This is a genomic window from Streptomyces sp. NPDC007095 (genome assembly GCF_040634475.1).
Lineage (GTDB): Bacteria > Actinomycetota > Actinomycetes > Streptomycetales > Streptomycetaceae > Streptomyces.
Map to the genome: position 1 here is coordinate 1 of NZ_JBEYFS010000013.1, position 22770 is coordinate 22770.

Consider the following 22770-nt stretch of genomic DNA (forward strand, 5'->3'; position numbering starts at 1 on the left):
GCCAAGGTCGGTGGCCTGGGCGATCGCGGCCAGCGGGACGGCTGGGTTGGCGACGGCGAAGTCCGGGCTGTGGTGTTCGCCGAGGCCGAAGACGTCCAGGCCTGCCTGGTCGGCGGCGACGGCGTAGGACACGATCTCGCGGGTGTGGCGCCCGGCGTCGTGCAGGGTTCCCGTGGCGGGGCCGGTCTGAAGGTCGGACAGGGAAAGGATGCCGATTTCCAAGAGCATCTCCTGGGCACGGTCGGGTGGTTGGCGGGTTGGGCCGCGGTCAGGCGCCGGACGCCTCGGGCGGCCTTTGGCCGGCAGGTCGAGTCCCATGTAGCGGCGGGCCTCGGTCCACTCGTCGTTCTGTTCGGCCAGCACGGCGCCCACCAGGCGGATCAGAGCGGTGCGGTCGGGGAAGACGCCGACCATGTCGGTGCGGCGGCGGATCCCCTTGTTCAGGCGTTCATGAGGGTTGTTGGACCAGATCTGCCGCCAGATCTCGCGCGGGAACGCGGTGAACGCCGACAGGCAGGCCGAACCGTCCCCGAGACTCCGGGTCCTCACCGGGCGTTCAGGACCCGGTCCGTTCAAGCGGTCAGCCCACGGGCGAAGTGGCGAAGTCGTGCCAGGACGCGGCCGTGCTGCTCGTCTGCTTGAGCAGCCGGGCCGGTTCGGGCGGGGCAGGCCAGAACTGCAGCAGATACCGGTCATCCGTCTGAGACTCGTCGTCCTCCCGGACGTTCTTACTCCTGCCGGCGTCCATACCGGTGGCGGAGTACCGCACGCGGTAGTCGCGCACCTCCAGTCCCAACTCCCACCACTTCTTCCAGTTCCACTGCCGCAGCTTCGTCTCCTCCGACACCGGCCGGAACGGGACCTCGACGATCTCCTCCCACGTCTCGTCCAGCACAGGTCGGCTGTCATGAAGCTCGGCGGTGAAGCCGACGCCACCGATGCGCAGACCGGTCAGTAGGAGCAGCGTCCCGTCCGTCCCGCCGCAGAGCCCGATGCCCTCTTGCCCGGCGAAGGCATCGTGCAGGTCGCATTCGTCCCCGCCGCTCTCTACAAAGATCTGGCCGTAGTCCACATGCACCTCGCCACTGACAAGCACCTTCATTGATCCCGCCCTCACCTCGGCCGACTTGCTCTCTGATCTTGCCAGTCGGCACTGACAACGGGGCGGGCAGGGACGGCTTCGGCTGATCCCGGCGGTTTGCGCGGTCCGGGGTGACGGGCAGGCGGACAAGGCTCTGGTGGCCGCGGGTGATGCGGCGGCCCAACGGCGGGGCAGGACGACGAACCCGGACGCGCCTTTGGAACGGCGTCGGCCAGCCGGCGCCAGGCGGTCGGCGTGGAGGCGAGGGGGGCCGAACACCTCTGCCTGGTCGCGCAGCAAGGCCAGGTCCGCTGTCGCCTCGCCGCCGTCGGCGAGCATGACCGCGAGATCGACCGCGAGATCGACCGCGAGATCGACCGCGAGATCGACCGCGATCCGGCCGGGGCCGTGCCGGTGCCACGTGGTCGCAGTCGACACAGCGCGTCCGTGCAGGCACTGGTCAGACCAGTGGTGTCGGCGAGATCGGCCAGCAGACGGGATCCCGCGTGGCTGACCACCCCGTGACCGTCGGCCGAAGACGACGAGCTTGGGACGCGACCCGGTCGTGTGCACGCAGAAAGTGCCTTCCTGCTGTGATGACAGAGACCTTCCTGTCTTTCCTGCCCCCGGACGGGAGCGCGTCGGTGATCACGCTCCGAGTTACCGACGGTGCATGGTCTCCAGAGTGGCGGCCAGTACGTGGGGGTCGTGGTGGCCCTTGTAGACCGCCGGAGGGCGCTTGTCCAGGTTCAGGAGCTGAGCCACCGCCGTCCAGGCGGTTCGCACGGAGTACTCGACGGTGAAGACGACATCGTCGGGCACTTCGGCGAACTGCCCGATGAAGGCGAGGTTCACCGATCCCTCGGGTACCACCTGGGGCCGGTCGGCGCGGCGACGGGCCAGGAACTGGCTGGTGATGTACGGCATCACACAGGGCACGACGCTGGACGTCTCCAGGACCCGGGCCGCTGTCTGCTCGTCGAACGGGAGGTGGTGCAGGACCTCTTCGAGGATCTCCCGGCCGGAGCACATGGTCATCGGCTTGGGCGTGTGGTTGCCCGCACGGTCGGGGAACAGGCCGTAGCCCCACCAGACGGAGACGTCCTCGGGCTGGTCGCGGTAGACGGGCTGGCGGTTGGCGACGATGGTAAGCAGCCAGTTGGAGTTGGTGAAGGTCATCAGGCCGCCCTTGCCGGCCGGACGGCCGCTGAACTCCTCGAGAGCCTTCAGGAAGGCGGGGTCCTTCGCGGTGACCGTGAACGACTCCCAGCGGGACGCCTTGGCGTCCTTGTCGAAGACGGCCGGGTCGCCGAAGTCGTCGCGTCCGCGGGCCAGCCGGTGCCACAGCAGCCAGGCGTCCGAGCGATGCGGAGCCGACGGGGGTGCGGAGGTGTGCGAGCCGACGCTGGAGGCATCGGTCATGGAGCCGTTGGTGACGAAGACGAGGTCCTCGGGAGCGACGGCGATCTTCTCGTCGTGGCCGTCCCGGCTCAGGTAGAGAATCTCGACAGTGCCGCTTTCGACTCCCGGGGCGAACCCGAGGTCGATGACACGGCAGCCGGTGTGGACGGTGACACCGCGTTCGCGGAGCCAGGTTGTCAGCGGCCGCACGATGGAGTCGTACTGGTGATAGCGGGTCCGGTGGATGCCCGACATGGTGGCGAACTGGGGGAAGAGGTGGATGAAGCGCCTCAGGTAGCGGCGGAACTCGATCGCGCTGTGCCAGGGCTGGAAGGCGAACGTGGTGCACCACATGAACCAGAAGTTGGTGGTGAAGAAGTGCTCGCCGAAGCAGTCGGTGATCCGCCTGCCGTCCAGGTGCCCCTCGGGGGTGGCCAGGCAGCGCACCAGCTCCAGCCGGTCGCGCTCGGAGAATCCCATCGAGGTCGTGTCCACGATCTCGCCATCGTCGTTGACGAGACGGGCGATGTCGTCCCAGGCGGACTCCTCGTGTCCGGCCAAGATCTCCTCGGTCACGGAGACGGAGGGGTCGTCGAGAGTGGGGATGCCGGACAGCAGGTCGTAGGTGCAGCGGAACTCGGCCTCGAACATCCGCCCTCCGCGCATGGTGTAGCCGGCGTCCGGCGTGCCGGCCGCGTCCAGGCTGCCGCCGATGGTCCGCTGTTCCTCGAAGAGGTGGATGTCGGATCCCTTGAATCCGCCGTCGCGGATCAGGAACGTGGCAGCGGCGAGTGCCGCGATTCCGCTGCCCACCAGATATGCCTTGGCCATCACACAACTCCTCGTTCTCACCGGTCGATCGGGAACCACTCGTCCCACGGTCTCCCTAGGCCCGGAGTTCCGCAGTGGGCCGTTGGTCACCTCATGTGTCCGGACGGCCCTCGAAGTGAGTTTCGGCGGTTTCCGCCTGCAGGCGGAGGACAGGGCGGCGGCCCGGTCGGTGGACCGTCACCGACCGGGCCTGTTCTCACGCGGATTCATGCAGTGCGGGAGTCCTCTGCCGTGCTGCCGGGCTCCGTGGCGGGACGCGACTGTCGGCTTCCGCCGCGCCACGGCGGGGCAGTCGTCCGGTGGCCGTTGTCCCAGGTCTGGGCGGCCTTGGCGCCCCAGCCACGGTGGGCAGGGTGGCCCGTACGAGTGCGGCGGATTCTGCGGACAGCATGGAACCTCCCGGAAAGGGCGGAGGAAGGGGAAAGGAGCCGCATCGCGTCAGGGCGGCGGTCTTCTGTGTAGCCGGCGGGCGGACCGCGTTTCGGCGCCGTTCGGCGGCAGTGGGTGAAGTAGGGCCGAAGTGCCCCATCACCAGGGGCACTTCGCTCCACCGGGTCAATGCGGCCGGGGTCGGACGGCGCTTGGCGCTGCCCCCTCGGCCCCTGCCACCGCCGTTCTCGCGGAGGAGCGCTTACGAGGCAGTCGTCGCCCGGCTGATGTGGGCGGCGACGAGCCACGAGGCCCGCCCGCACGGTCGCTTGAACACGTCAGGCCTGGTCGGTTCATCGGAACGGCGGCCCAGCGCTGCAGCGCGCAGGCGGCCCGCATCGTGCGCGATGAGGACGTGCTAGTCCGCTGAGGGTGCGACCCCGAAGGGCGCGACGTATGCCTTCATGATCGCCGCCTTTGGCACGGATGTCCGCGCTCGGCCGGCTTCTTCGGCACCGTGTCTGTGGCCTCGTCTGTGACGGGTGGCCGGATCACGAGGCGATCGTCCACCAACCTCGGGACCTCTCGCTCTTCCCCTCGGGCGGGCCGGCCCAAGGCCGGTGAGCCCCCGTGTGCAAGGGCCGTTGTGGACCTCTGGCAGGCCTTCTTGGCCCATGCGCCCCGACCTGCGGCGGAGTTGGCTGGGAGCACGGAGAAGGACGTCGGCCAGGGAGGGCGAGGGCAGTGGGTACCAGTCTCACACCGGAGTTTTGGGAGCGGTTCGCGGTGCTGCTCGTGCTGGCGGCGGGTCTGACGTGTGTCCTCGCCGGGGTCTTCGACGATCTCGCCGTCCGGGTTTTGCGCCTTCGGGCACACAGGACGCCGCCACAGGCGCCGTACCGGCCGGAGCGGAACGACCACCGTACGTCGGTGCACTGCTGACGCGTTCGGCGAGCAACGTTTCGTGGGCTGGGGACCTGGTCCCCGGCCCACGCTGCTGAGTACGACGCCTGCGGCGTCGCCACGCGTTTTCGTGAACGTCACGCAGCTCCGCTCTTGAGGAGCACCAGCGTTCCGGGTTTCCCGACCGGCCGCATCGGCTGGTCCGTCGCCGGCACCGCGACCACAGGGAACAGCCGAGTGCCATAGGCACTCCAGGCAGACGGCGCCGATCACGGGCGATCCGCCCTCTCCAGGAGCCGTGCCCCCGGTGGCCGGCAGGAGCGCTCCGTGAGCGGACCCCGGCGGGCTTCCCTCGGCCACGAAGGTACGTACGGTGTTGTCGACGTACGGGGCTGTAGACCTCGCGAAGGGACTCGGCGAGTACTTGCTTGGCCTCCTGCCTGCTGGGACATCGTCGGGTCAGTCTGCACAGGAGCGTAGGGGCGAGCCCGGGCCGCTCCCACGCGTGGACGGCAACCCTCCGGCTCTGCGGGGCTCCGGCCTGCTCCACGGCCCAGCGGAGAGCGGCCGGGGGTGCCACGGATCCGTCGACGCGCACCACGACCCGTTTGTCGGCGGTGATGACGCCGATGTCGAGCGGAACGCCGAGGATCAGACTGCCGGACCGCGCTGTCCGCGGGCAGCCGGGGAGGGGCGTGCCGGCTGCTGCTTCCGGGCTGACGACGGCGGTGCGGCAGGGCCGGACGGCCCTCCGAGGGGACCTGACAGCCCCTGCCCCAGTGCGGGCCGCGGCGTGACGCTGGTACCGGATGACAGACCTAGCGCTGGAGGTGCCGACATGCTTCTGCCCGTTGTCGCCGGAGTCGACGGATCCGCGGAGAGCCTGGCCGCCGCCGCATGGGCGGCGCGCGAGGCCGTGCGGCGAGGACGACCGCTGCGCCTGGTACACGTCTGGGACTGGCACCCCCGTCGGCGGGACGGTGAGATCGCGAACGCCGCGCAACGGCATCTGGCCCGGCGTTCACTGCGCCAGGTGGAGGAACGCGTCCGCACCGAGTGTCCGGACGTCCGTCTCTCCGACGAGCAGGTGGAGGGCCCGGCCGTCGCGGCCCTGCTGAAGGCGGTGGACCAGGCCGACGTGACGGTCCTGGGCTCGCGCGGACTGAGCGGTGTCACCGGATTCCTCGTGGGTTCCGTCGCGCTCGGCGTGGTCGCGGAGGCCACGCGTCCCGTCGTCCTCGTACGGGCGGACGAGGAGGCGGAGGACGAACACGTACCGACGGGTGAGGGAAGAGCCTCGACGGACACCGGATACCGGGACGTGGTGCTCGCCATCGACCTGGACGACCCCTGCGACGAGGTCATCGAGTTCGCCTTCGAGGCGGCCCGGCTCCGGCATGCGCGGCTGCGGGCTGTGCATGCCTGGCACGCGCCCCACCCGACCGGCCTCGGATCCGGCGACATCGGTCTGGTGAACGACGTCTGGCAGGGCGAGGAGTGGCTGGGCTTCCTCAAAGCCGTGCTCCAGGTGTGGCGCGACAAGTACCCCGACGTGGAGGTTCTGGAGACGGTAGTGGAGGACAAGGCCTCGACCGCGCTCCTACGGGCCTCGACCGGAGTGAGCCTTCTGGTGGTAGGGCATCGTCTCGCCGAACGGTCGCTCGGCCCCCGCACCGGACCCGTCACTCACGCCGTGATCCATCACGTCCGATGCCCCGTGGCCGTCGTGCCCCATGCGTAGGAGCCCAGGACCGTGCTGTTGCCGCGTCGCTCGTCGAAGGACCGGCGACAGCAGGGATGGACGAAGGAGGTGAAGGTCATGACGAGGCCAGTCGTGGCCGGTCTGGACGGTTCGGGCGAGAGCCTCGCGGCAGCCGACTGGGCGGCCAGGGAAGCCCTGCGCCGAGGGCTGCCGCTCCCGGGCGTCAGCTGCGATGAGCGTGCGATGCTGGACCCCACGGAGCGCGCCGGTCGTTGGACCCCGCGTCCTCACCGGGCGTGACAACCTCAAGGCGGCGATGTGCATGACTGAGCAGCAGTGCCGAGATCGTGAGACCGACCGATGAGACACCCCCGCCTCCGTAGGCGGGGCCGGATGAGCGTCTCTGCTCCGGCGCAGCCGCCTGTGTCCTCGCCCGGGGTGGTGTCGGCGGCGGCCCTGCAGGGGGACGACGTCCTGCGCGAACTCGGCGTCGTCGCCGCGGAGGGCCTGAGCGGCGAGGAAGTCCTGCGCCGCCAGGCACAGTTCGGCCCCAACGCGGTCGCCACGCACCGTGCCCGCGTGTTCCCTGTGCTGTGGCATCAGCTCCGCTCGCCGCTGCTCGGGCTGCTGGTGGCGGCCGCTGTCGCGTCCTTCCTGGTCGGGGAGCGAAGTGACGCGGTGATCATCGGACTGATCGTGAGTGCGTCCGTGGGACTGGGCTTCGTCAATGAGTACCGGGCCGAGAAGGCGGCCGAGGCACTGCACTCCCAGATCCACCACCAGACCGTGGCGCTGCGCGACGGCCGGGCCACGCTGGTGGACGTCACGGCGCTCGTTCCCGGTGATCTGGTGGAACTGCGCCTGGGCGACATCGTGCCGGCGGACCTGCGGCTGGTGGAGGCCAACGGTTTGGCGTGCGACGAATCGGTACTGACGGGCGAGTCGCTGCCGGTGGACAAGAACCTCGCCGCTGTCGCGGCCGGGACCCCGTTGGCCGAATTGTCCGGGTGCGCTCTGATGGGTACGGTCGTCCGGGCCGGCGCTGCCCGCGGGGTGGTGGTGGCCACCGGGGCGCACGCCGAGTTCGGCAAGATCGCCGCCGGGCTCGACACCCACCCGCTCGACACCGAGTTCCAGGTCGGCCTGCGGCGCTTCTCTCTGCTCCTGGTCTACGTCGCGGGTGCGTTGACGACCTCGATCTTCGTGATCAACGTCGCCCTGCACAAGCCGATCATCGACGCGCTGCTGTTCTCACTGGCTATCGCGGTCGGTATCACCCCGCAGCTACTGCCCGCTGTCGTCTCCACCAGCCTTGCCGCCGGGGCGCGCCGGATGAGCCGGCGCAAGGTGCTCGTCAAGCGGCTGGTGTGCATCGAGGACCTGGGCGACGTCGATGTCCTGTTCACCGACAAGACCGGCACGCTCACCATGGGCCACATCGAGTACATGCGCGCCGTTCCGGCCGACGGCCACGGCCTCGACGCTGTGGTGCGGTGGGGACTGCTCAGTACCGAGAACGCAGCGAGGGATGCGCAGGACGTCGGCGGGAACCCGCTGGACCAGGCCCTGTGGCGGTCTCCGGCCACCGCCGGCGTGCGGGCCGCGCTGGACGGGTACACACAGGTCGCGGTGCTGCCCTTCGATCACGAACGGCGCATGGTCTCGATCCTCGTGCGGGACAGCAACGGCCATACGAGCCTGGCCACCAAGGGCGCCCCGGAAGCGGTCCTGGACCGCTGTGTCGACGTCCCATCCGGAGTCCGTGACGCCCTGGCGGCGGAGTTCGCCGCAGGCAACCGGGTGGTCGCTGTCGCCACCCGGCCGGTCGCCGCCGCGACGCAGGGCGTCGGGCCCGAGGACGAGAGGGGGCTGCGCCTGGCCGGGCTGCTGGTGTTCCTCGACCCGCCCAAGCCGGACGCCGCCACAGCGCTGCGCAGACTCTCCGGCCTAGGCATCGCGGTGAAGGTCGTCACTGGCGACAACGCCGCAGTCGCCACCAAGGTCTGCCAGGACCTGGGGCTCACCGATACGGGCGCGATGACCGGTAGCGAGGTCGACGCACTGGACGACGCACAACTGGCCGAGGCGATCACCAGGACCACCGTCTTCGCGCGAGTGAGTCCCGAGGCCAAGGCCCGTATCGTGCACGCGCAACGGCGCAGCCGCGGCGGCGTGGCGTTCCTGGGCGACGGAGTCAACGACGCACTGGCTCTGCACGCGGCCGACGTGGGCATCTCCGTCGACTCGGCCACCGATGTCGCCAAGGACGCGGCCGACGTCATCCTGTTGGAGAAGGACCTCAATGTCCTCGCGGACGGTGTGGGCGAGGGCCGCAGGATCTTCGCCAACACCATCAAGTACGTGTTGATGGGCACCTCGAGCAACTTCGGCAACATGGCCTCCGCCGCGGGCGCCTCGCTGTTCCTGTCCTTCCTGCCGATGCTCCCCTCGCAGATCCTGATGAACAACCTTCTCTACGACAGCAGTCAACTGGCCATCCCGACGGACAACGTGGACGAGGACCAGCTGCGGAAGCCCTCGCACTGGGACATCGCCTTCATCCGCCGATTCATGATCTCCTTCGGACCGCTCAGCTCGGTGTTCGACTTCGCCACCTTCGGCGTCATGCTCTGGGTCTTCCACTCCGGGCCGGCCCAGTTCCGCTCCGGCTGGTTCGTCGAATCGCTGGCCACCCAGACCCTGGTGATCTTCGCCATCCGCACCCGGCGCATCCCGTTCTTCCGCAGCCACCCCAGCCTGCCGCTGACTCTCGCCGCGCTCGGCGTCGTCACGATCGGCGCCGTGCTGCCGGCCACCCCACTCGCCCACACTCTGGGCTTCCAGCCGCTTCCGGGAGGGTTCTTCGCCACGCTGGTCGGCATGATCCTTGCTTACCTGGCCCTCATCGAGATCGGTAAACGGCTCTTCTACGGGGCTGCAGTCATGGCACCTCCGGTTCCCAGGCACTACCACAGGCGCCGTCACCTGCGGCGCCGTGCGGGCCGCTTCAGCACCGCAAATCCCCGCCCTGCACCGGTCGACGGCCAGCCCTGATGCGAACCGTCAGCCTCGCCGCGAGCGGCGGGGCGGGGCAGGGACGCGGATCACGGTGCGGTGACCCGGCCGGCGTATGTGCGCCGTGGGCCACCGCAGGTTTCGCGCTGCCAGGGGTGCTCACAGGCTCTCGGTCGCCCCGTACGGTGCCGGCACGCGAGCGGACTCGGTCAGGCCGGGAGCCGGTACGGGTGTGGGGGACGGCGGCGCTGTGGTGGCTGCCGCGGTCGTTTCGCGGGCGAGGAAGGCGCCGAGTTCACCGATGGTGCTCATCAGCGGTGCGGGGAAGACGACGGTGGTGTTCTTGTCCACGCCGATCTCGACCAGGCTCTGCAGGTTGCGCAGTTGCAGGGCGATCGGGTGGGCCATCATCGTGTCGGAGGCCTCGCCCAGAGCGGCAGCGGCCAGGGACTCGCCCTCGGCATTGATGATCTTGGCGCGCTTTTCCCGCTCGGCCTCGGCCTGCCTGGCCATCGCGCGCTTCATGGACTCGGGCAGCTGGATGTCCTTGAGCTCGACCAGGGTGACCTGCACGCCCCACTCGGCGGTGGTGACGTCGAGGATCTGACGGATATCCAAGTTGATGCGGTCGGTCTCGGACAAGGTCTCGTCCAGGGTGTGCTGGCCGACGACCTTCCGCAGGGTGGTCTGGGCGATCTGGTTGATCGCCGAGTTCACGTTCTCGATCGCGATGACCGACTTGATCGCGTCGACCACGCGGAAGTAGGCCACGGCGGAGACATCGACGCTGACATTGTCGCGGGTGATGATGCCCTGGGACTGGATCGGCATGGTGACGATGCGCAGCGACACGCGGTGCAGGACGTCGACGAAGGGGACGATGAACCGCAGCCCGGGTTCGCGCGGACCGACCAGCCGGCCGAACCGGAACAGGACACCCTGCTCGTACTGCCGGACGATACGGATGGCCATCGCCAGCCCGATCAGGACCAGGACGAACAGCACCAGCACGACGATGATCAAGGTGGCCATGTTTCACTCCTGCAGAGGATGGACCGCGGTGACGGGGTCACCAGGTCGAAAACGCGTCGCTGCAGCGGAGCACCGGACGCGCGAGACCGCTTCTCGGTCACATGGCGAGCCTGCTCCGCCCACCCTGCGGGCAGTAGGGCCGACAGGCCCTGTGTCGCACACGACCGGCCCTTGTCTCGCCAGCCTGCCGCCGCACACGACCGGCCCTTGTCTCGCCAGCCTGCCGCCGAGGTCGCTCCGCACCGTCCTGGTCGCCGGAGAGGAACCAGAGCATCTGGTTCCGGGCTTCGAAAGCGGCGAGCAGGGTCGGCCAGACCACGGTGTCCCGGACGCCATGGGCTTTGACCTTGCCGTAGTCTCCATCGACCGACACGGTTCGGGCGGGGAGACGGCGGTTGGCCACTCGGTCCAAGGCCTCCTCCGCGGTGCCTTCGGGCGTCGGCAGGATCGTGAAGGACGCGTGGAGGGCTTCACGTCGGCGCTGCGCGATCGGCGTCCCACCTCAGCTCGCGCGCCACGCGTCGCTGATGGATATCGCCTCGGAGCTGCCCGCTTTCGTCATCAGCCGGCTGCTCGGATTCCACCAGTCCACCGGAGACAACCGGACCCGCGAGAGCCAGGGCTTCCGCGGCGACTACGCCGCAGAAGTCAGCCGGCGGTGAGCAGCCACCAGGCGCCGGTCAAGAGTGGGTGAAGCCCAGCACGCAGCGCAGCCGAAGGAAGAGAGGGTCAGATACGGAGGAGGTGGAGGAGTTCCGGGTGACGTAGCGCATCCTTTCGGCTCCCCCACGATTCCCGGAGTGGCACACTGATGTGAGGAGCAGAACACGGGGGGCCGCCGATGATCCGCGGGCCCGATGAGACAAGGCGTGCGGTGGAGAGGCGGTCTGCCATGCGATCCCTGCTGGCAATGGACGGCTCCGAAGGGCCCGACTCCCTTGCGGACCTCAGAGATTGGCTCAGCGACGAGGCACTGTTGCATGGACGGGTGCACGTTCCGCCGTCCGCACCCGGTGCGGGCGAATTGGGCGCCTGGAGCGACACCCTCATCGTGGCGGTCGGCGCCGGAGGTGCACTGACGGCACTGGCCAGGGCGGTTGCGGTCTACGTGCGCCAGCCGCGCCGCAGCACAGTACGGGTCAAAGTGGTCGCCCCCGACGGAACACGTACGGAACTGACGGTCCAGCACGCGAAGAATCTCGACGCGGTCGAGAACCTGCTGCGCACGGCGCTGCATTCGGACACGGATACGGGCAGGGAGGCTGTCTTCGGTGGAGCCGCCCCCGCTCTCGGTGAGGCGTCCGAAGCGGAGGGCTGAGCATGATGCGCCCACCCGACCCGGCTCGTTCACGCGCTGTTCTGGTCGGCACAGCGGAGTACACCGAGGATGCCCTGCTGCCCTGCGTCTCGGCCGTACGCAACAACGTCCGTGACCTTCAGCGACTGCTTACCGAAGGCCGGCCAGGAGCCTTCTCCACGGAATCCACCCGCACGGTTCTCGATCCGGCCACGCCGAGGGATCTCGGACTGCCGCTGCTGGAGGCCGCCCGTCAGGCCGAGGACGTCTTTCTCGTCTACTACGCGGGGCACGGCCTGATCGGCCACGAGCGGCGCGAGTTGTATCTAGGGCTGTCCAAGTCCGTCAGCGAGGCACCGTCGTTCACGGCCTTCCCGTTCCAGGGAATCCGCGAGGCGTTTCTGGCTACTCCGGCGCGCAACCGGGTGCTCGTCCTCGACTGCTGTTTCTCCGGACGTGCCATCACAGGTGGTCTGTCCGGAACGTACGAGCCGCTCGTCGAACAGATGGAGATCACGGGCACCTATACGCTGACGTCGGCAGCCGCCAATGAGCCCGCCCGGTTCCAGGACGGCGAACGGCACACCGCGTTCACCGGCGAGCTGTTGCTCACCCTGCGGGACGGCATCCCCACCACGTCCTCGGCCGAGGTGACGCTGGGCGCATTGTTCCGGCACCTCAAGCGGGTGCTGCCGGCCAAGGGCCTGCCGGAGCCCCAGCAATGCGGAACGGACACCGCGGAGTTCCTGATCCTGAGTCGGCCCCGCCCGCGTGCCAGACGCGGACCGGTCGCCGAGGCCGACGTGGGTGGGCCTCCCGGTACCCGGGAAGGGCTGCTGGCCCGCTGGGACCTCGGCCGCCGCCGTGGTGAGGAAGGCCAGACAGGCGAGGCCATGCGTCTGCTGAACGAAGTGGTGCCCGATCTCACCCGGACGCTGGGGCCGGACGATCCGGCCACTCTCGTCGGGCGGATCAACCTCGCCTACTGGACCGGGCGGGAGGGGGACACCGACGAGGCGCTCAGGCTGTCCACCGCCGCCGTCAGTGACATGACGCGCGTGCTCGGTCCGCACCACCGCGCCACGCTCGTGGGCCAGAGCCAACTTGCGCATTGGATGGGCGAGTCGGGCAGACACCATGAGGCGCTGAGCCTCACCACCTCCGTCCTTACCGACCTCGTGAGCGTCCTGGGCCCCGACGACCGTGAGACCCTCATAGGCCGTGCCCGGCTGGCTCGTTGGACCGGGGAGGCCAGTGACCCGGCTGCGGCGGCGCGGCTGACCGGTGAACTCGTACCCGACATGTCCCGCGTCCTGGGCGCGGAGGACCGCGAGACCTTCACCGGGCGTATGAACCTGGCGCAGTGGACGGGCCGGGCCGGTGGGAGCAAGCGTGCCGTGCGGCTGCTCAAGGACCTGGTGCCGGACGTGTCCTGGGCTCTGGGCCCCGATGATCGGCACGCCCTTCTCAGCCGCTCGCGGCTGGCCCACTGGTCGGGCGCCGCGGGACGGCGGCGCCGGGCGCGGCGGCTGTTCGCCGCCGCGGTACCGGATCTCGAACGGGTGCTGGGCCCCGACGACCGCGAGACCCTGCTCGCACGCAGCCAGCTCGCCCACTGGACCGGAGAGACGGGGCACGCCGCGGAAGCGGTGCGGATCTTCAGCCTGTTGGTGAGCGACATCGCCTGGGTTCTCGGCTCCGATGACAGGGCCACGCTGGTCAGCAGGGCGCGGCTGGCCCACTGGACGGCGGTACAGGGTGAGGTGGGTGACGCCATCCGCCAGTTCCACACCGTCCTGCCGGATCTCAACCGCGTCCTGGGCCCGGATGCTCCCGAAACCGTCGAGAACCGCGTGCTGCTGGCCTTCTGGCGCAAGAAGGCGGACCGGCGGCTCAAGGAGCAGATCTTCTACGGCACCGGGCCGCGCGGAGGCTCGCCGTGAGCCGGCGGGAAACGCAGGGCGTACGGGACGAAGGGGGGATCGGCCCCGGAGTCGGCTCCGCCCTGGAGCGTTCGGATCCCGCGCGGATCGGGCCCTATCAATTGCTCGGCCGGCTGGGGTCCGGCGGCATGGGCAAGGTGTATCTCGGCCGCTCCCGCACGGGGCAACTGGCCGCGGTCAAGGTGCTGCACGACCAGCTCGCGGAGGACCGGGAGTTCCGCAGACGGTTCGAGCGTGAACTGCACGCGGCATCGCGGGTCAGCGGTCGTTTCACTGCCGCCGTTCTGGAGTCGTCCCAAGGTATCGAAGAGCGCCTGTGGATGGCGACCGAGTACGTTCCGGGCCCTTCCCTGAGCCAGGCGGTCTCCGAGTTCGGGCCGCTGGCCCCGACGACGCTGCTGGCCCTGTGGCTGGGGCTGCTCGGTGCGTTGGAGTCGATCCATGCGGTGGGAATCGTGCACCGCGACCTGAAACCGTCGAACGTACTGCTCGCGGAGGACGGCCCCCGGCTGATCGACTTCGGTGTCTCCGTCCTCGGCGGCGCGAGCACCCTCACGCGTACGGGAGTGGTCATCGGAACCCCTGGATACATGTCGCCGGAGGAGGTCCAGGGTCACAAGTCGGGACCCCCCAGCGATGTGTTCGCCTTGGCGTGCACGCTGATGTACGCCGCCACGGGTACCGGCCCGTTCGAGGGGACGAACCCGATGGGGGTGATGTACCGCGTCATCCATGACGAACCCGACCTCAGTCGTGTGCCGGACCAGATCACCTCACTGATCCGCCCCTGCCTCGACAAGGATCCACTGTCGCGGCCCTCGGTCACCGAGCTGATCAACATGTTGCCCGCAGCGGAGACGGACGAGGTGTCCCGGCTACTGGCCCATGGCAAATGGCTGCCCGAGGCCATCGGGCGCCAGACGCGGGAACACGCGGGAAAGGTCTTCGAATGGGACGGCGCGCGCCCGTCCGCCCTGCCTGTGGCGCACCCGGAACATCACGAGGACGGCGAACCCGACTCTCGCACCGGGACGGTGTCCGAACAACCACGGTCGCAGCCGGACGCGACGCCGCAAGCGGACCGCACCGTCACCCGGGGCGTGGACGGCGCTGTGCGCGAGCCGATCCCCGAGCCTCCTACTGTGCCCCGGGGCAGTGTCGCCGCACCTCCGAACGGCAGTCCCCCGAACCCCCCGGGCCCCTACGACACCGGCGCCACCGGCGGTCCCGAGCCCGATCCGACGAACGGAGAGTTCTTGCGGACCCACACGGTTCCTCTGCCCGCGGACCTGCCACCGCTGCCACGGATCCCGCGCCGTACCTGGCTCCGCTGGCTGCCGGATCGACGTGGTACGCGTTGACCATCGCGGGATTCCGCGATGACACCGGACTCGCCGGTCGCGCCAGTTAGGCCCGACAACTGGTTGAAGGCCGAACAGGATCTGAGGTTGGCCGTCATCCACGAAGTCGAACGCGGCAGCTCCTGGACCCAGATCGCGGCCTACCTGGGAATCAGCGCCAGCGAGGCAGAAGAGCGAGATTCGTCTGCTCTCCAAGCATGGAACTCGGCTTTCGAGTCGGTGACGTCGAGCACCGGGCCGAGGCACTCGTCGAGGCCGGCGTTCGCCACGACGACGTCAAGGCCGCCGAACCGGCTGTGCGCCGTGTCGAGGAGTGCCTCGATCTCGTTCGGCTTCGACACGTCCGCGCGGACGCCGATGGCGCGGGAGCTTTCGGCTTCGATTGCCGCGACCGTTGTGGCGGTGCCGGATGCGTCCCGCGAGTAGTTGACCACGACGTTTGCGCCGAGCCTGCCCAGGCGGATTGCGACCGCCTGCCCGATACCTCGGCCGGCGCCGGTGACGACCGCCACCTTGCCCGTGAGATCCGTCATGACTGATTCCCCTTTGTTCCCCTTTTCGGTGTCCCGCAGCTGTCGTGCGGGTCCAAGGCCGACACCGGACGCGTCGACGGTGATCGGAATACTGCTGCCGTTCATGCGCAGGGGGGTGAAAGAGCGGCCCGGAGCCCGTGCCGCTCCTTCTTTTCAGGCGCCGGCGCCGCCATCGACCGGGACGATCGCGCCGGTGACGTACGAGGCGCGGTCGCTGAGCAGCCAGGCGGCCACCTCGGCGACCTCGCGGGGCTCGGCCATGCGGCCGAGCGGAGTCGCGGCGTTGTTGGCCTCGACGATGCCCGGGGTCGCCGCCTCCCACGCGTCGATCATCTCCGTGGCGGTGCCGCCGGGGGTGATGCCGTTCACGCGGATGCCCTCACGGCCCCAGGTCACGGCCGCGGTCTCGGTGATGCTGTTGAGCGCGCGCTTCATGGCGGCGTACGCGGGCAGGACGGGGTTCGCGCGGCGGCTGCCGATGCTGGAGGTGTTGACGATCGCCCCGCCGCCGGTGCGGCGCATGAGTGCGGCCTCGGCGGTCATGGCGGTCCAGTGCGAGCGGAAGTTGACGCCGAACTGTGCGTCGATGTCCTCGTCGCTGGTGGTGTCGAGCGGGCCGGGCTGCTGGATCACCGCGCCGTTGTTGAAGGCGCCGTCGAGGCGTCCGTGCAGTTCCTCGACGCGGTCGACCGCTGCGCGGATGCTCGCGGGGTCGGCGAGGTCGAGGGTGACCGTGTCGGCGACGCCGCCGCCGGCGCGGATCTCCTTCACGATGCGGTCGAGGGCGTCGGTGCTGCGGGCGGCGAGCACGACGGCCGCGCCCTCGGAGGCGAAGAGCCGGGCCGCGGCCGCCCCGATGCCGCGGCTGGCGCCGGTGATGAACATGACCTTGCCGGTGAGCAGGCCGATGGGTGCGCTGTCGGTGGTGTGCGTGTTGTTCGTCATGACATCAGCGTCAGGCCGGCCCCAGAGCGGATACAGGCACAGGCTGTACCAGGATCCGCCGCCGTGCCGCGCGCACACTTGCCGTATGGACAAACAGGAACTCGGGGCGTTCCTCCGCAGCCGCCGCGAACGGCTTCGCCCGCAGGACGTCGGCCTCCCCAACGGACCGCGCCGTCGCACACCAGGTCTTCGCCGTGAGGAAGTGGCGGTCCTCGCGCACATCTCCACCGAGTACTACATCCGCCTCGAGCAGGGCAGGGCGCCACGCCCCTCGGGCGACGTCCTGGCCGCGATCGTGGGAGCGCTGCGGCTCACCGACGCCGAGTCCGACCACCTCCACGTCCTCGCGGGCACCGCGCCGAACCGTACCGGACTGCACAGGCGCGACGTCCGCCCCAGCGTGCTCGCGCTTCTTCAGAGGCTGCCGCAGACGGCCGGCTTCGTGATCTCCGCCGCGTTCGAGGTGCTCGCGTGGAACGACCTCGCGGCCGCGCTCATGGAGGACTTCGCCCCGCTCGCCCCCAGGGACCGCAATCTCGCGCGCCGGGCCTTCCTCGGGCCGCAGCGCGCCGATGCGCCGCTGTACGGGATCTCCGACGCCGCCGAGTTCCGGCTGAGCGCCGTGATGCAGCTGCACGCCACCCTCGCCCGCTACCCCACCGATCCCGAGTTGACCGGCCTCGTCGACGAACTCCGCGACGCCAGCCCCGACTTCGCCCGGCTCTGGGAACGGCGCGACGTACAGGCCGCGCCGATGCTCACGAAGACCTTCCGCCACCCGGCCGTCGGGGAGGTCACCGTCGACTGCGACACGCTCGCCCTCACCGACCGCGACCAGTACCTCGTGCTCTACAGCGCGCCGCCGGGATCCCCCGGCGCCGAGGCTCTGGCTCTGCTGAACGTACTGGGAGCAGAGGCCAGTCACTACCCGCGGTAGCGCCACAGCCGGCCGCCGCGAGCACGCCGGCAGGGATGACGTGCCGATCCGGTTGGCCGTCGCCTACTCGTCCAGGTGGTGATCTGTTGCCGGTACTCCGGTACCTGCCGCGCGCATTCCGTGGAGGACGAAGCTCTCGTCGCACCACAGCCCGTCCAGCCGGTCTCCCACCCAGATCGGTGTCGTACCGATCAGATTGTTCGCCCGCGCGATCTGCGTGGTCAGAGACGGGGCTCACCGGAATGGGGACGGACGGACAAGGGGCACATCGACAACCGCATCGGCCGTCGGAACAGCCCGAGTGTGCCCGCCGATCATGCCGGCGCAGCTGGAAACTCCAAGCGCTCCGACAGAGTCAGGCCAAGTGCTGTGACCGGAGACGATCATGAGGGTGGGGCCAACTGGCCTCGGCGTTAACGGTGATATGAGCCGGGCCGGCAGGCCGACGAGTTCGGTGCTGCCGGTCCACATCTTCGGGGCTGGCTGGTCGCTGCGGGCTAGCCGCGCACTGCAGCCAGGCACTCGTCGTACAGGTCCATGATGTCGCCCGTGCCGTCGTTGCCGACCCACGCCATCGATGCGGCATCCAGGCACGCGAGCGCCGTCGCGATCACCGCGCGGGCCCTTGGATCCGCGCTGCCGACGGCAACGCCCATCCGCGCCTCGACGAGCGGCAGCAGGTCCTCCTGGAAACGCAGCCGCTTCTCGAGCCAACCGGCACGCAGCGACGGGGTGTTGTGCAGGAGACGGAACCGCTCCAGGGCCTGTTCGCGGCTGTCATGCAGGGCCAGTGCGGCGGCAACCCCCGCGCGCAGGGCCTCCCAGACACCGGTTTCGGCGGGCTGTTCGCTGATCGTGTCCGTCAGGACTTGCCCGAACCGGTTCTGGTTGCCGCCGAGGAGGTCCTCCTTGGTGCCGAAGTAGCGGAAGAGGGTGCGCTGGGAGACGCCGGCCTCTCGGGCGATCTGGGCGATGGTCGTCTCGTCGTAGCCCTGCTCGGTGAACAGGCGCAGGGCCGTCTCGAGGATCTCCTGGGAGGCCAGTTGTCGTGTCCGGTCCCACAGCGTGGTCGGCGCGCCCGTCGCTGTCTTGGCTTCCTGCTTCATGCCACCAGGCTAGCCCAGCACTGCCAGACGGACACCCACATCATACTTGGCAGTGACTGCCATCCAGGCGTACGCTGCCAAAAGGTGATCGTCGCGGCACAGCCCGCCCCGCTCCACGGCCCGGACCGCTCGCCGATCGCCCCCTGCCTCCCCAGAGCACGCAAAGGAACGCATCATGTCTGCACCTGCAGCTTTGATCACCGGTGGAACCAGCGGCATCGGCAAGGCGACCGCTGAACTGCTCCACTCCCGCGGCTACCGCGTCATGGTCACCGGCGTCGGCAATGTCGCAGGCGCCGGACTTCCCGAAGACGTCGTGGTCGTCCGGGCCGACGCGCGGTCCCTGCCGGACCTTGACCATGCGATGGAGCAGGCACGCCGACAATTCGGCTCCCTCGACCTGCTCTTCCTCAACGCGGGCATCTCCCGTCCCGGCCCGATCGAGTCAACCGACGAAGACGCCTTCGATGTCCTGTTCGACACCAACGTCAAGGGCAATTTCTTCACCCTGCAAAAGGCGCTCCCGCTCCTCAACGAGGGTGCCTCGGTCGTGTTCACCGTGGGTGCCGGCGAAGGGCTCGGAGCCGCCATGACAGCCGCCAAGGGCGCTCTGGTGCCCCTCATGCGGTCCCTCGCGCTCGAACTCGCCCCCCGCCGCATCCGCGTCAACGCCGTCAGCCCTGGTCTGATCGACACCCCTGCCTACAGCAAGATGGGTGTCTCCCAGGAAATGATCGACTCCTGGGCTCGAGACGTCCCGCTCGGCCGCGTCGGCGTTCCCGCCGACATCGCCGAAGCCGTGGCCTTCCTCGCCTCGGAGGCCGCCGGCTACATCACCGGCGACAACCTCACCGTCTCCGGGGGCATCGGTGTGCACGCCCGCTCCTGACGAGCAGTTCAGCACTCGGCTCTGATCGGGAACTTTCACCGGGTCCGGTGATCAGGCTGTGGCCTTGGTGAGCCGCTGGCCCCAGCGGATGCCCTTCTCACTGCAGATACGTGCGCACTGGGCGGCGAGGACGTCGGGGTGGCGGGCGTGGGCCTGCGCCGGCACAAATAGCGGTGAAGGCCGCGGGTCTGCACGGTGTGGTTGGGGTGGCTGGAGTTGGCCGGGGCGAAGCGGCGCGAAGTGTGCCTCGGTCGGGTTCACCCAGGAGGCGTAGGTCGGGATGCCGACTGCGAAGCCGCGCTGGTGGGTGCGGGCCAGCGGGGCGAAGCCCCGGCGGGGACCGGAGGCGCTCATGCCGACGCGCCTGCCTCTTCGTACACGTCGTCGGTGACGAGCTCGCCCCACTCGACGGCGGGTACGTCCGGGGCGCCGGAGCCCTCCGACAGAGCGATGTGGGTCATGTGGTGGTCGGGGGCCGCGCCGTGCCAGTGCCATTCGCCGGGCGGGGTGTGGACGGTGTCGCCGGGGCGCATCACGATGGTCCCGCCGTCGCGTGTCTGCACCAGGCCGATGCCCTCGGTGACGTGCAGGGTCTGACCCACCGCGTGCCGGTGCCAGGCGGTGCGGGCGCACGGCGCGAACCGCACCACGCCCATCCGCAGCCGCGACCGCTCCTGTCCTTCGGCGACCATGTCCACCCAGACATCACCGGTGAAGCGTTCTGCGGGAGCCTTGGCGGAGGGTTTCTTCGCAAGGAGTTCCATGCCGTCCGCCCGCCCTACTTCGCAGCGCCGTCGGCGGCTTCGTCGGCGTCTTCCACAATGCCCTTGAGCTGGACGAGCGCGCCCATGCCGCTGGGCCATCCGGCATAGAACGCCACGTGGCTGAGGGCCTCGACGAGTCCGGTCTTGCTCAGCCCGTTCTGCAGCGCGAGCTTCAGGTGGCTGTCGAGCTGGCCGGGCCGGTATGTGGCGGCGAGGACCGCGACGGTGATCAGACTGCGGTCCCGTGGGGACAGGCCCTCGCGTTTCCATACGTCGCCGAACAGCACGTCGTCGGTGAGCTGGACCATCTTCGGCGCGAGATCGCCGAGCAGCTGCTGAGCCCGGCTGGGCTGGTCGGACATGGCTGCTTTCCTCCTCGGGGTGCGAAGCGGTTGAGTGGGGGAAGCCGGCCCGGGGCGCTCCGGCCGGGAAGGCCAACCAGGTACCGGCGCCGCGGACGCGCCCGGACACCGGGGCGCAGCAGTCAGTCTTGCCCTCCGGCCAGGGCTCCGGCCAGCTCGAAGAGGGGCCCTGTCATTGCCTGGCTGGTCACTGCCCCCCAAGACCGGCTCGGGGCGTGCGGACGCGTCACACCGTCAGCTCGGGACCGTCAGCCTTCTCGCCGTCCGATTGCGGGCGCCGGGGGCGGTCCTTGTCGAGTAGAGCCACCTTGTCCTGGTCGGGGCTGTCGGGTTCGGCGAAGAAGATGACGAAGCGGTGCTTCGGGCTGTGGTCCACCGGCATCGACTCGTGGGCCAGGTGCAGGTCGCCGACCTCGGGGTGGTGGAAGAGACGCACGCCCGGGGCGTGCGGCTTGATGTCGTAGCGTTCCCACAGCGTCGCGAACAGCTCGCTCTTCGGTACGAGTTCACCGACCAGGTCCGTCAGATCGGGCGCACCGGGGTCGGTGCCCGCGAGCATCCGCAGCCGCGCGACGCAGGCCCGGGCACGCTCGTCCCAGTCGTCGAGGACCTCGGGAGCCCGGGGGTGGAGAAAGACGTAGCGGGCGATGTTGCGGACCTGCGGGGGCTGGTCGTCGAGGCCGGCGAACAGCCGCAGCGCGCTCGGGTTGCAGGCGAGTACGTCCAGGGTGCGGCCGAGGATGAACACCGGGTTGGGGCGCAGCCGTTCGGTCAGTGCCAGTACACCGGGGCGGACCTCCCGGGTCGGCGGCAGATCCGCCGACCCGGCGGAGCCTGTTCCGGCGAGCACGGCCAGATCGCGCAGGTGCTTGAGCTCGTGCGCGTCGAGACGAAGAGCCCGGGCGAGGGAGTCGATGACGGAGGGGCTGGGGTGGATCTCCTTGCCGCGCTCCAGGCGGATGTAGTAGTCGATGCTGATCCCGGCCAGCGCGGCCAGCTCCTCCCGGCGCAGTCCCGGGGTGCGGCGTATTCCCACCGCGGTCAGTCCCGCCTGGTCCGGGGTGATCTCGGCGCGGCGCGCCCGCAGATAGCGACCGAGGCCGCTGTCCGCCGACTGCCCGCTCCCGCTTTCCACCGTACGTGCCATGGAACCCATGGTGCCCGCCCATGGCCTGCGACATCGCTTCGGGGATGGCGAATGACATTGCGGGCAGTGGGTACGGCGGCCAGGGACGGCCAGGAGAAGGAGTCGAGCTGGATGGTGCCGGGGCCGGGACCGCCGCGTGCTCCGGTGTCCAGGGCATCGATCGCGGCGACCTCGTCCGGGACGAGCCTGAAGTCGAAGACGTCGAAGTTCTCGGCGATGCGGTGGGCCCTGACGGACCTCGGGATCGCGCACAGCCCGTGCTCGATGTGCCGGCGCAGGATGACCTGGGCCGGGGTCTTGCCGTACGAGTCTGCCGGCTCGGCGACAACCGGGTCCTGTCGATCTTGTGGTCAGTTGTGGGTGACGGCGGCGCGCACCGCTTCCACGTCTTGCTGTATCCGGACGGGTTCGGCGCTCATGGGTACCCGGGTGCGGTCGTGCACGCCGTCGAGGCCGGCATCGGCGTCGAGCGGTGCGAACAGCGCGGACCAGTCCGACGGCGCGGGACCGCCGTGAGCGAACAGTTCGAACGTCTTCCCGATCGCGGTGTCGGTCAGCAGCGCACGCACGAGCACGGTGGCGAGCTGGTCGCGGCCGACTCCGCCGTCGCCGGTGTCTCCCTGCTCGAGGGTGAGGCGCCCGTCGCCGGGGCCGACGCGGTCGAACCAGCCAGGGCGGACGATCGTGTACGGGGAGCCGGAGGATCGGACAAGCCACTCGGCTCGCCGCTTCCAGTCGATGACGGGCCCGTATCCCTGACCCTGGCGGGTCACGTAGATCGAGGACATGAGGGCGATGCGCGGCCGGCGCGATCCGAGGGCGTGGAAGGTGTTGGCCACGGCCCCGTAGTCGACTCCCTCGTGGTCGCCCGCGTTGGAGCCGTGCGTGAAGATGATCGCGTCGACGTCGCGGACGGCGTCAGTCAGCGTTTCGGCCCGGGTGAGGTCGCCGACGACGAGGTCGGTGCCGGTGGGCAACATCCGCTGGGCGCGGCCGACGTCACGGACGAGGGCTCGCGGGGTGAGCCCTGCCTCATGGGCCACGGCGACGGCCGCTCGGCCGATGCTGCCGGTCCCGCCGACGACGAGGACACTGGAAATGGTCATGATTCGTTCCGATTCGTGATGCCCGCGTCCACGGTGTTCGACGTCG

At 69.6% G+C, this 22770-nt stretch carries 21 protein-coding genes and 5 pseudogenes; 11 read left to right on the top strand and 15 right to left on the bottom strand.

The genetic code is table 11. The features are described 5' to 3' along the window. The 3 genes and pseudogenes from ABZ656_RS06815 to ABZ656_RS06825 form a co-directional block, all read right to left on the bottom strand. A partial coding sequence (locus tag ABZ656_RS06815; protein WP_360265412.1) for an LLM class flavin-dependent oxidoreductase occupies positions 1-318 on the bottom strand: 318 nt, incomplete at its 3' end. Continuing rightward, positions 295-696 (bottom strand): annotated as a pseudogene (locus ABZ656_RS06820) (transposase); the annotation flags it as partial. The pseudogene ABZ656_RS06820 and the gene ABZ656_RS06815, both read right to left, overlap by 24 nt. Beyond that, positions 581-1102, bottom strand: a complete 522-nt coding sequence (locus tag ABZ656_RS06825) for a hypothetical protein (RefSeq protein WP_360265285.1) — start codon at positions 1100-1102, stop codon at positions 581-583. The pseudogene ABZ656_RS06820 and the gene ABZ656_RS06825, both read right to left, overlap by 116 nt. 234 nt (positions 1103-1336) lie before the next feature. Here ABZ656_RS06825 and ABZ656_RS06830 point away from each other — a divergent pair, with 234 nt between their 5' ends. After that, complete coding sequence (locus ABZ656_RS06830) at positions 1337-1606, top strand: hypothetical protein (protein WP_360265419.1); 270 nt, start codon at positions 1337-1339, stop codon at positions 1604-1606. A gap of 135 nt (positions 1607-1741) precedes the next feature. On the opposite strand, the gene ABZ656_RS06835 is transcribed toward ABZ656_RS06830, so the two are convergent. Beyond that, the gene (locus ABZ656_RS06835) at positions 1742-3334 is read right to left on the bottom strand and encodes an oleate hydratase (RefSeq protein ID WP_360265288.1); all 1593 of its coding nucleotides are present in this window, start codon (positions 3332-3334) and stop codon (positions 1742-1744) included. Between the two features lie 1092 nt (positions 3335-4426). On the opposite strand from ABZ656_RS06835, the gene ABZ656_RS06840 reads away from it, so the two are divergent. Continuing rightward, positions 4427-4624 carry a hypothetical protein gene (locus ABZ656_RS06840; RefSeq protein ID WP_360265291.1) on the top strand — a complete coding sequence of 66 codons (198 nt, stop codon included), beginning with the start codon at positions 4427-4429 and terminating at the stop codon, positions 4622-4624. A gap of 439 nt (positions 4625-5063) precedes the next feature. On the opposite strand, the pseudogene ABZ656_RS06845 reads toward ABZ656_RS06840, so the two are convergent. Next, a pseudogene (locus ABZ656_RS06845) lies at positions 5064-5534 on the bottom strand (universal stress protein); the annotation flags it as partial. Between ABZ656_RS06845 and ABZ656_RS06850 the strand changes: the two are divergent. The 3 genes and pseudogenes from ABZ656_RS06850 (at position 5424) to mgtA (ending at position 9341) form a co-directional block, all read left to right on the top strand. Then, positions 5424-6326: a universal stress protein gene (locus ABZ656_RS06850; protein WP_360265294.1), complete on the top strand. Its 903-nt coding sequence runs from the start codon at positions 5424-5426 to the stop codon at positions 6324-6326. The pseudogene ABZ656_RS06845 and the gene ABZ656_RS06850 sit on opposite strands and share 111 nt — an antisense overlap. A gap of 78 nt (positions 6327-6404) precedes the next feature. After that, positions 6405-6515: pseudogene (locus ABZ656_RS06855) on the top strand (universal stress protein); the annotation flags it as partial. Between the two features lie 165 nt (positions 6516-6680). Next, entirely contained in the window at positions 6681-9341 is a 2661-nt protein-coding gene (mgtA, locus tag ABZ656_RS06860) for a magnesium-translocating P-type ATPase (protein WP_101407064.1), read from the top strand. Positions 9342-9461: 120 nt separating this feature from the next. Here the strand turns inward: mgtA and ABZ656_RS06865 are convergent, their stop codons facing one another. Next, positions 9462-10334 carry a slipin family protein gene (locus ABZ656_RS06865; protein WP_360265297.1) on the bottom strand — a complete coding sequence of 291 codons (873 nt, stop codon included), beginning with the start codon at positions 10332-10334 and terminating at the stop codon, positions 9462-9464. A 395-nt stretch (positions 10335-10729) separates the two neighbouring features. On the opposite strand from ABZ656_RS06865, the gene ABZ656_RS06870 reads away from it, so the two are divergent. The 4 genes from ABZ656_RS06870 to ABZ656_RS06885 all read left to right on the top strand — a co-directional run bounded on the left by ABZ656_RS06870 (position 10730) and on the right by ABZ656_RS06885 (position 14935). Then, positions 10730-10996: a hypothetical protein gene (locus ABZ656_RS06870; protein WP_101407061.1), complete on the top strand. Its 267-nt coding sequence runs from the start codon at positions 10730-10732 to the stop codon at positions 10994-10996. A 230-nt stretch (positions 10997-11226) separates the two neighbouring features. Continuing rightward, positions 11227-11652 (top strand): hypothetical protein, encoded by a 426-nt coding sequence (locus tag ABZ656_RS06875; RefSeq protein WP_129592377.1) that lies wholly within the window; start codon positions 11227-11229, stop codon positions 11650-11652. Positions 11653-11654: 2 nt separating this feature from the next. Then, entirely contained in the window at positions 11655-13574 is a 1920-nt protein-coding gene (locus ABZ656_RS06880; RefSeq protein ID WP_101407059.1) for a tetratricopeptide repeat protein, read from the top strand. Continuing rightward, a complete protein-coding gene (locus ABZ656_RS06885) occupies positions 13571-14935 on the top strand; it encodes a serine/threonine-protein kinase (protein ID WP_360265301.1) in 1365 nt (454 codons plus the stop codon). The genes ABZ656_RS06880 and ABZ656_RS06885 overlap by 4 nt, the downstream gene beginning before the upstream one ends. A gap of 140 nt (positions 14936-15075) precedes the next feature. On the opposite strand, the gene ABZ656_RS06890 is transcribed toward ABZ656_RS06885, so the two are convergent. Next, entirely contained in the window at positions 15076-15573 is a 498-nt protein-coding gene (locus ABZ656_RS06890; RefSeq protein ID WP_360265304.1) for an SDR family NAD(P)-dependent oxidoreductase, read from the bottom strand. A 48-nt stretch (positions 15574-15621) separates the two neighbouring features. Then, positions 15622-16413 (bottom strand): SDR family oxidoreductase, encoded by a 792-nt coding sequence (locus ABZ656_RS06895; RefSeq protein ID WP_360265307.1) that lies wholly within the window; start codon positions 16411-16413, stop codon positions 15622-15624. A gap of 85 nt (positions 16414-16498) precedes the next feature. Between ABZ656_RS06895 and ABZ656_RS06900 the strand changes: the two genes are divergently transcribed. After that, entirely contained in the window at positions 16499-17350 is an 852-nt protein-coding gene (locus tag ABZ656_RS06900; protein WP_101407056.1) for a helix-turn-helix domain-containing protein, read from the top strand. A gap of 497 nt (positions 17351-17847) precedes the next feature. On the opposite strand, the gene ABZ656_RS06905 is transcribed toward ABZ656_RS06900, so the two are convergent. Next, entirely contained in the window at positions 17848-18456 is a 609-nt protein-coding gene (locus tag ABZ656_RS06905) for a TetR family transcriptional regulator (RefSeq protein ID WP_360265311.1), read from the bottom strand. 175 nt (positions 18457-18631) lie between these two features. On the opposite strand from ABZ656_RS06905, the gene ABZ656_RS06910 reads away from it, so the two are divergent. Continuing rightward, positions 18632-19345 (top strand): SDR family oxidoreductase, encoded by a 714-nt coding sequence (locus ABZ656_RS06910; RefSeq protein ID WP_360265314.1) that lies wholly within the window; start codon positions 18632-18634, stop codon positions 19343-19345. 51 nt (positions 19346-19396) lie between these two features. Here ABZ656_RS06910 and ABZ656_RS06915 read toward each other — a convergent pair. The 6 genes and pseudogenes from ABZ656_RS06915 to ABZ656_RS06940 form a co-directional block, all read right to left on the bottom strand. Then, positions 19397-19624: pseudogene (locus ABZ656_RS06915) on the bottom strand (IS630 family transposase); the annotation flags it as partial. A 71-nt stretch (positions 19625-19695) separates the two neighbouring features. Further along, positions 19696-20109, bottom strand: coding sequence for a cupin domain-containing protein (locus tag ABZ656_RS06920; RefSeq protein WP_101407053.1), 414 nt, complete (start codon positions 20107-20109; stop codon positions 19696-19698). A 14-nt stretch (positions 20110-20123) separates the two neighbouring features. Continuing rightward, a complete protein-coding gene (locus ABZ656_RS06925; protein ID WP_101407052.1) occupies positions 20124-20471 on the bottom strand; it encodes a carboxymuconolactone decarboxylase family protein in 348 nt (115 codons plus the stop codon). A gap of 226 nt (positions 20472-20697) precedes the next feature. Next, complete coding sequence (locus ABZ656_RS06930) at positions 20698-21618, bottom strand: helix-turn-helix domain-containing protein (protein ID WP_101408384.1); 921 nt, start codon at positions 21616-21618, stop codon at positions 20698-20700. Further along, positions 21513-21932: pseudogene (locus tag ABZ656_RS06935) on the bottom strand (hypothetical protein); the annotation flags it as partial. The gene ABZ656_RS06930 and the pseudogene ABZ656_RS06935, both read right to left, overlap by 106 nt. 36 nt (positions 21933-21968) lie before the next feature. Next, positions 21969-22724: an SDR family oxidoreductase gene (locus tag ABZ656_RS06940; protein ID WP_101407051.1), complete on the bottom strand. Its 756-nt coding sequence runs from the start codon at positions 22722-22724 to the stop codon at positions 21969-21971. Positions 22725-22770: the final 46 nt, after the last annotated feature.

Coding starts and splice junctions, on each gene's coding strand:
- ABZ656_RS06900 (WP_101407056.1), top strand. CDS start 16,499: ATGGACAAACAGGAACTCGGGGCGTTCCTCCGCAGCCGCCGCGAACGG.
- ABZ656_RS06825 (WP_360265285.1), bottom strand. CDS start 1,102: ATGAAGGTGCTTGTCAGTGGCGAGGTGCATGTGGACTACGGCCAGATC.
- ABZ656_RS06890 (WP_360265304.1), bottom strand. CDS start 15,573: ATGAACGGCAGCAGTATTCCGATCACCGTCGACGCGTCCGGTGTCGGC.
- ABZ656_RS06850 (WP_360265294.1), top strand. CDS start 5,424: ATGCTTCTGCCCGTTGTCGCCGGAGTCGACGGATCCGCGGAGAGCCTG.
- ABZ656_RS06895 (WP_360265307.1), bottom strand. CDS start 16,413: ATGACGAACAACACGCACACCACCGACAGCGCACCCATCGGCCTGCTC.
- ABZ656_RS06920 (WP_101407053.1), bottom strand. CDS start 20,109: ATGGAACTCCTTGCGAAGAAACCCTCCGCCAAGGCTCCCGCAGAACGC.
- ABZ656_RS06925 (WP_101407052.1), bottom strand. CDS start 20,471: ATGTCCGACCAGCCCAGCCGGGCTCAGCAGCTGCTCGGCGATCTCGCG.
- ABZ656_RS06910 (WP_360265314.1), top strand. CDS start 18,632: ATGTCTGCACCTGCAGCTTTGATCACCGGTGGAACCAGCGGCATCGGC.
- mgtA (WP_101407064.1), top strand. CDS start 6,681: ATGAGCGTCTCTGCTCCGGCGCAGCCGCCTGTGTCCTCGCCCGGGGTG.
- ABZ656_RS06940 (WP_101407051.1), bottom strand. CDS start 22,724: ATGACCATTTCCAGTGTCCTCGTCGTCGGCGGGACCGGCAGCATCGGC.
- ABZ656_RS06930 (WP_101408384.1), bottom strand. CDS start 21,618: ATGGCACGTACGGTGGAAAGCGGGAGCGGGCAGTCGGCGGACAGCGGC.
- ABZ656_RS06865 (WP_360265297.1), bottom strand. CDS start 10,334: ATGGCCACCTTGATCATCGTCGTGCTGGTGCTGTTCGTCCTGGTCCTG.
- ABZ656_RS06905 (WP_360265311.1), bottom strand. CDS start 18,456: ATGAAGCAGGAAGCCAAGACAGCGACGGGCGCGCCGACCACGCTGTGG.
- ABZ656_RS06880 (WP_101407059.1), top strand. CDS start 11,655: ATGATGCGCCCACCCGACCCGGCTCGTTCACGCGCTGTTCTGGTCGGC.
- ABZ656_RS06875 (WP_129592377.1), top strand. CDS start 11,227: ATGCGATCCCTGCTGGCAATGGACGGCTCCGAAGGGCCCGACTCCCTT.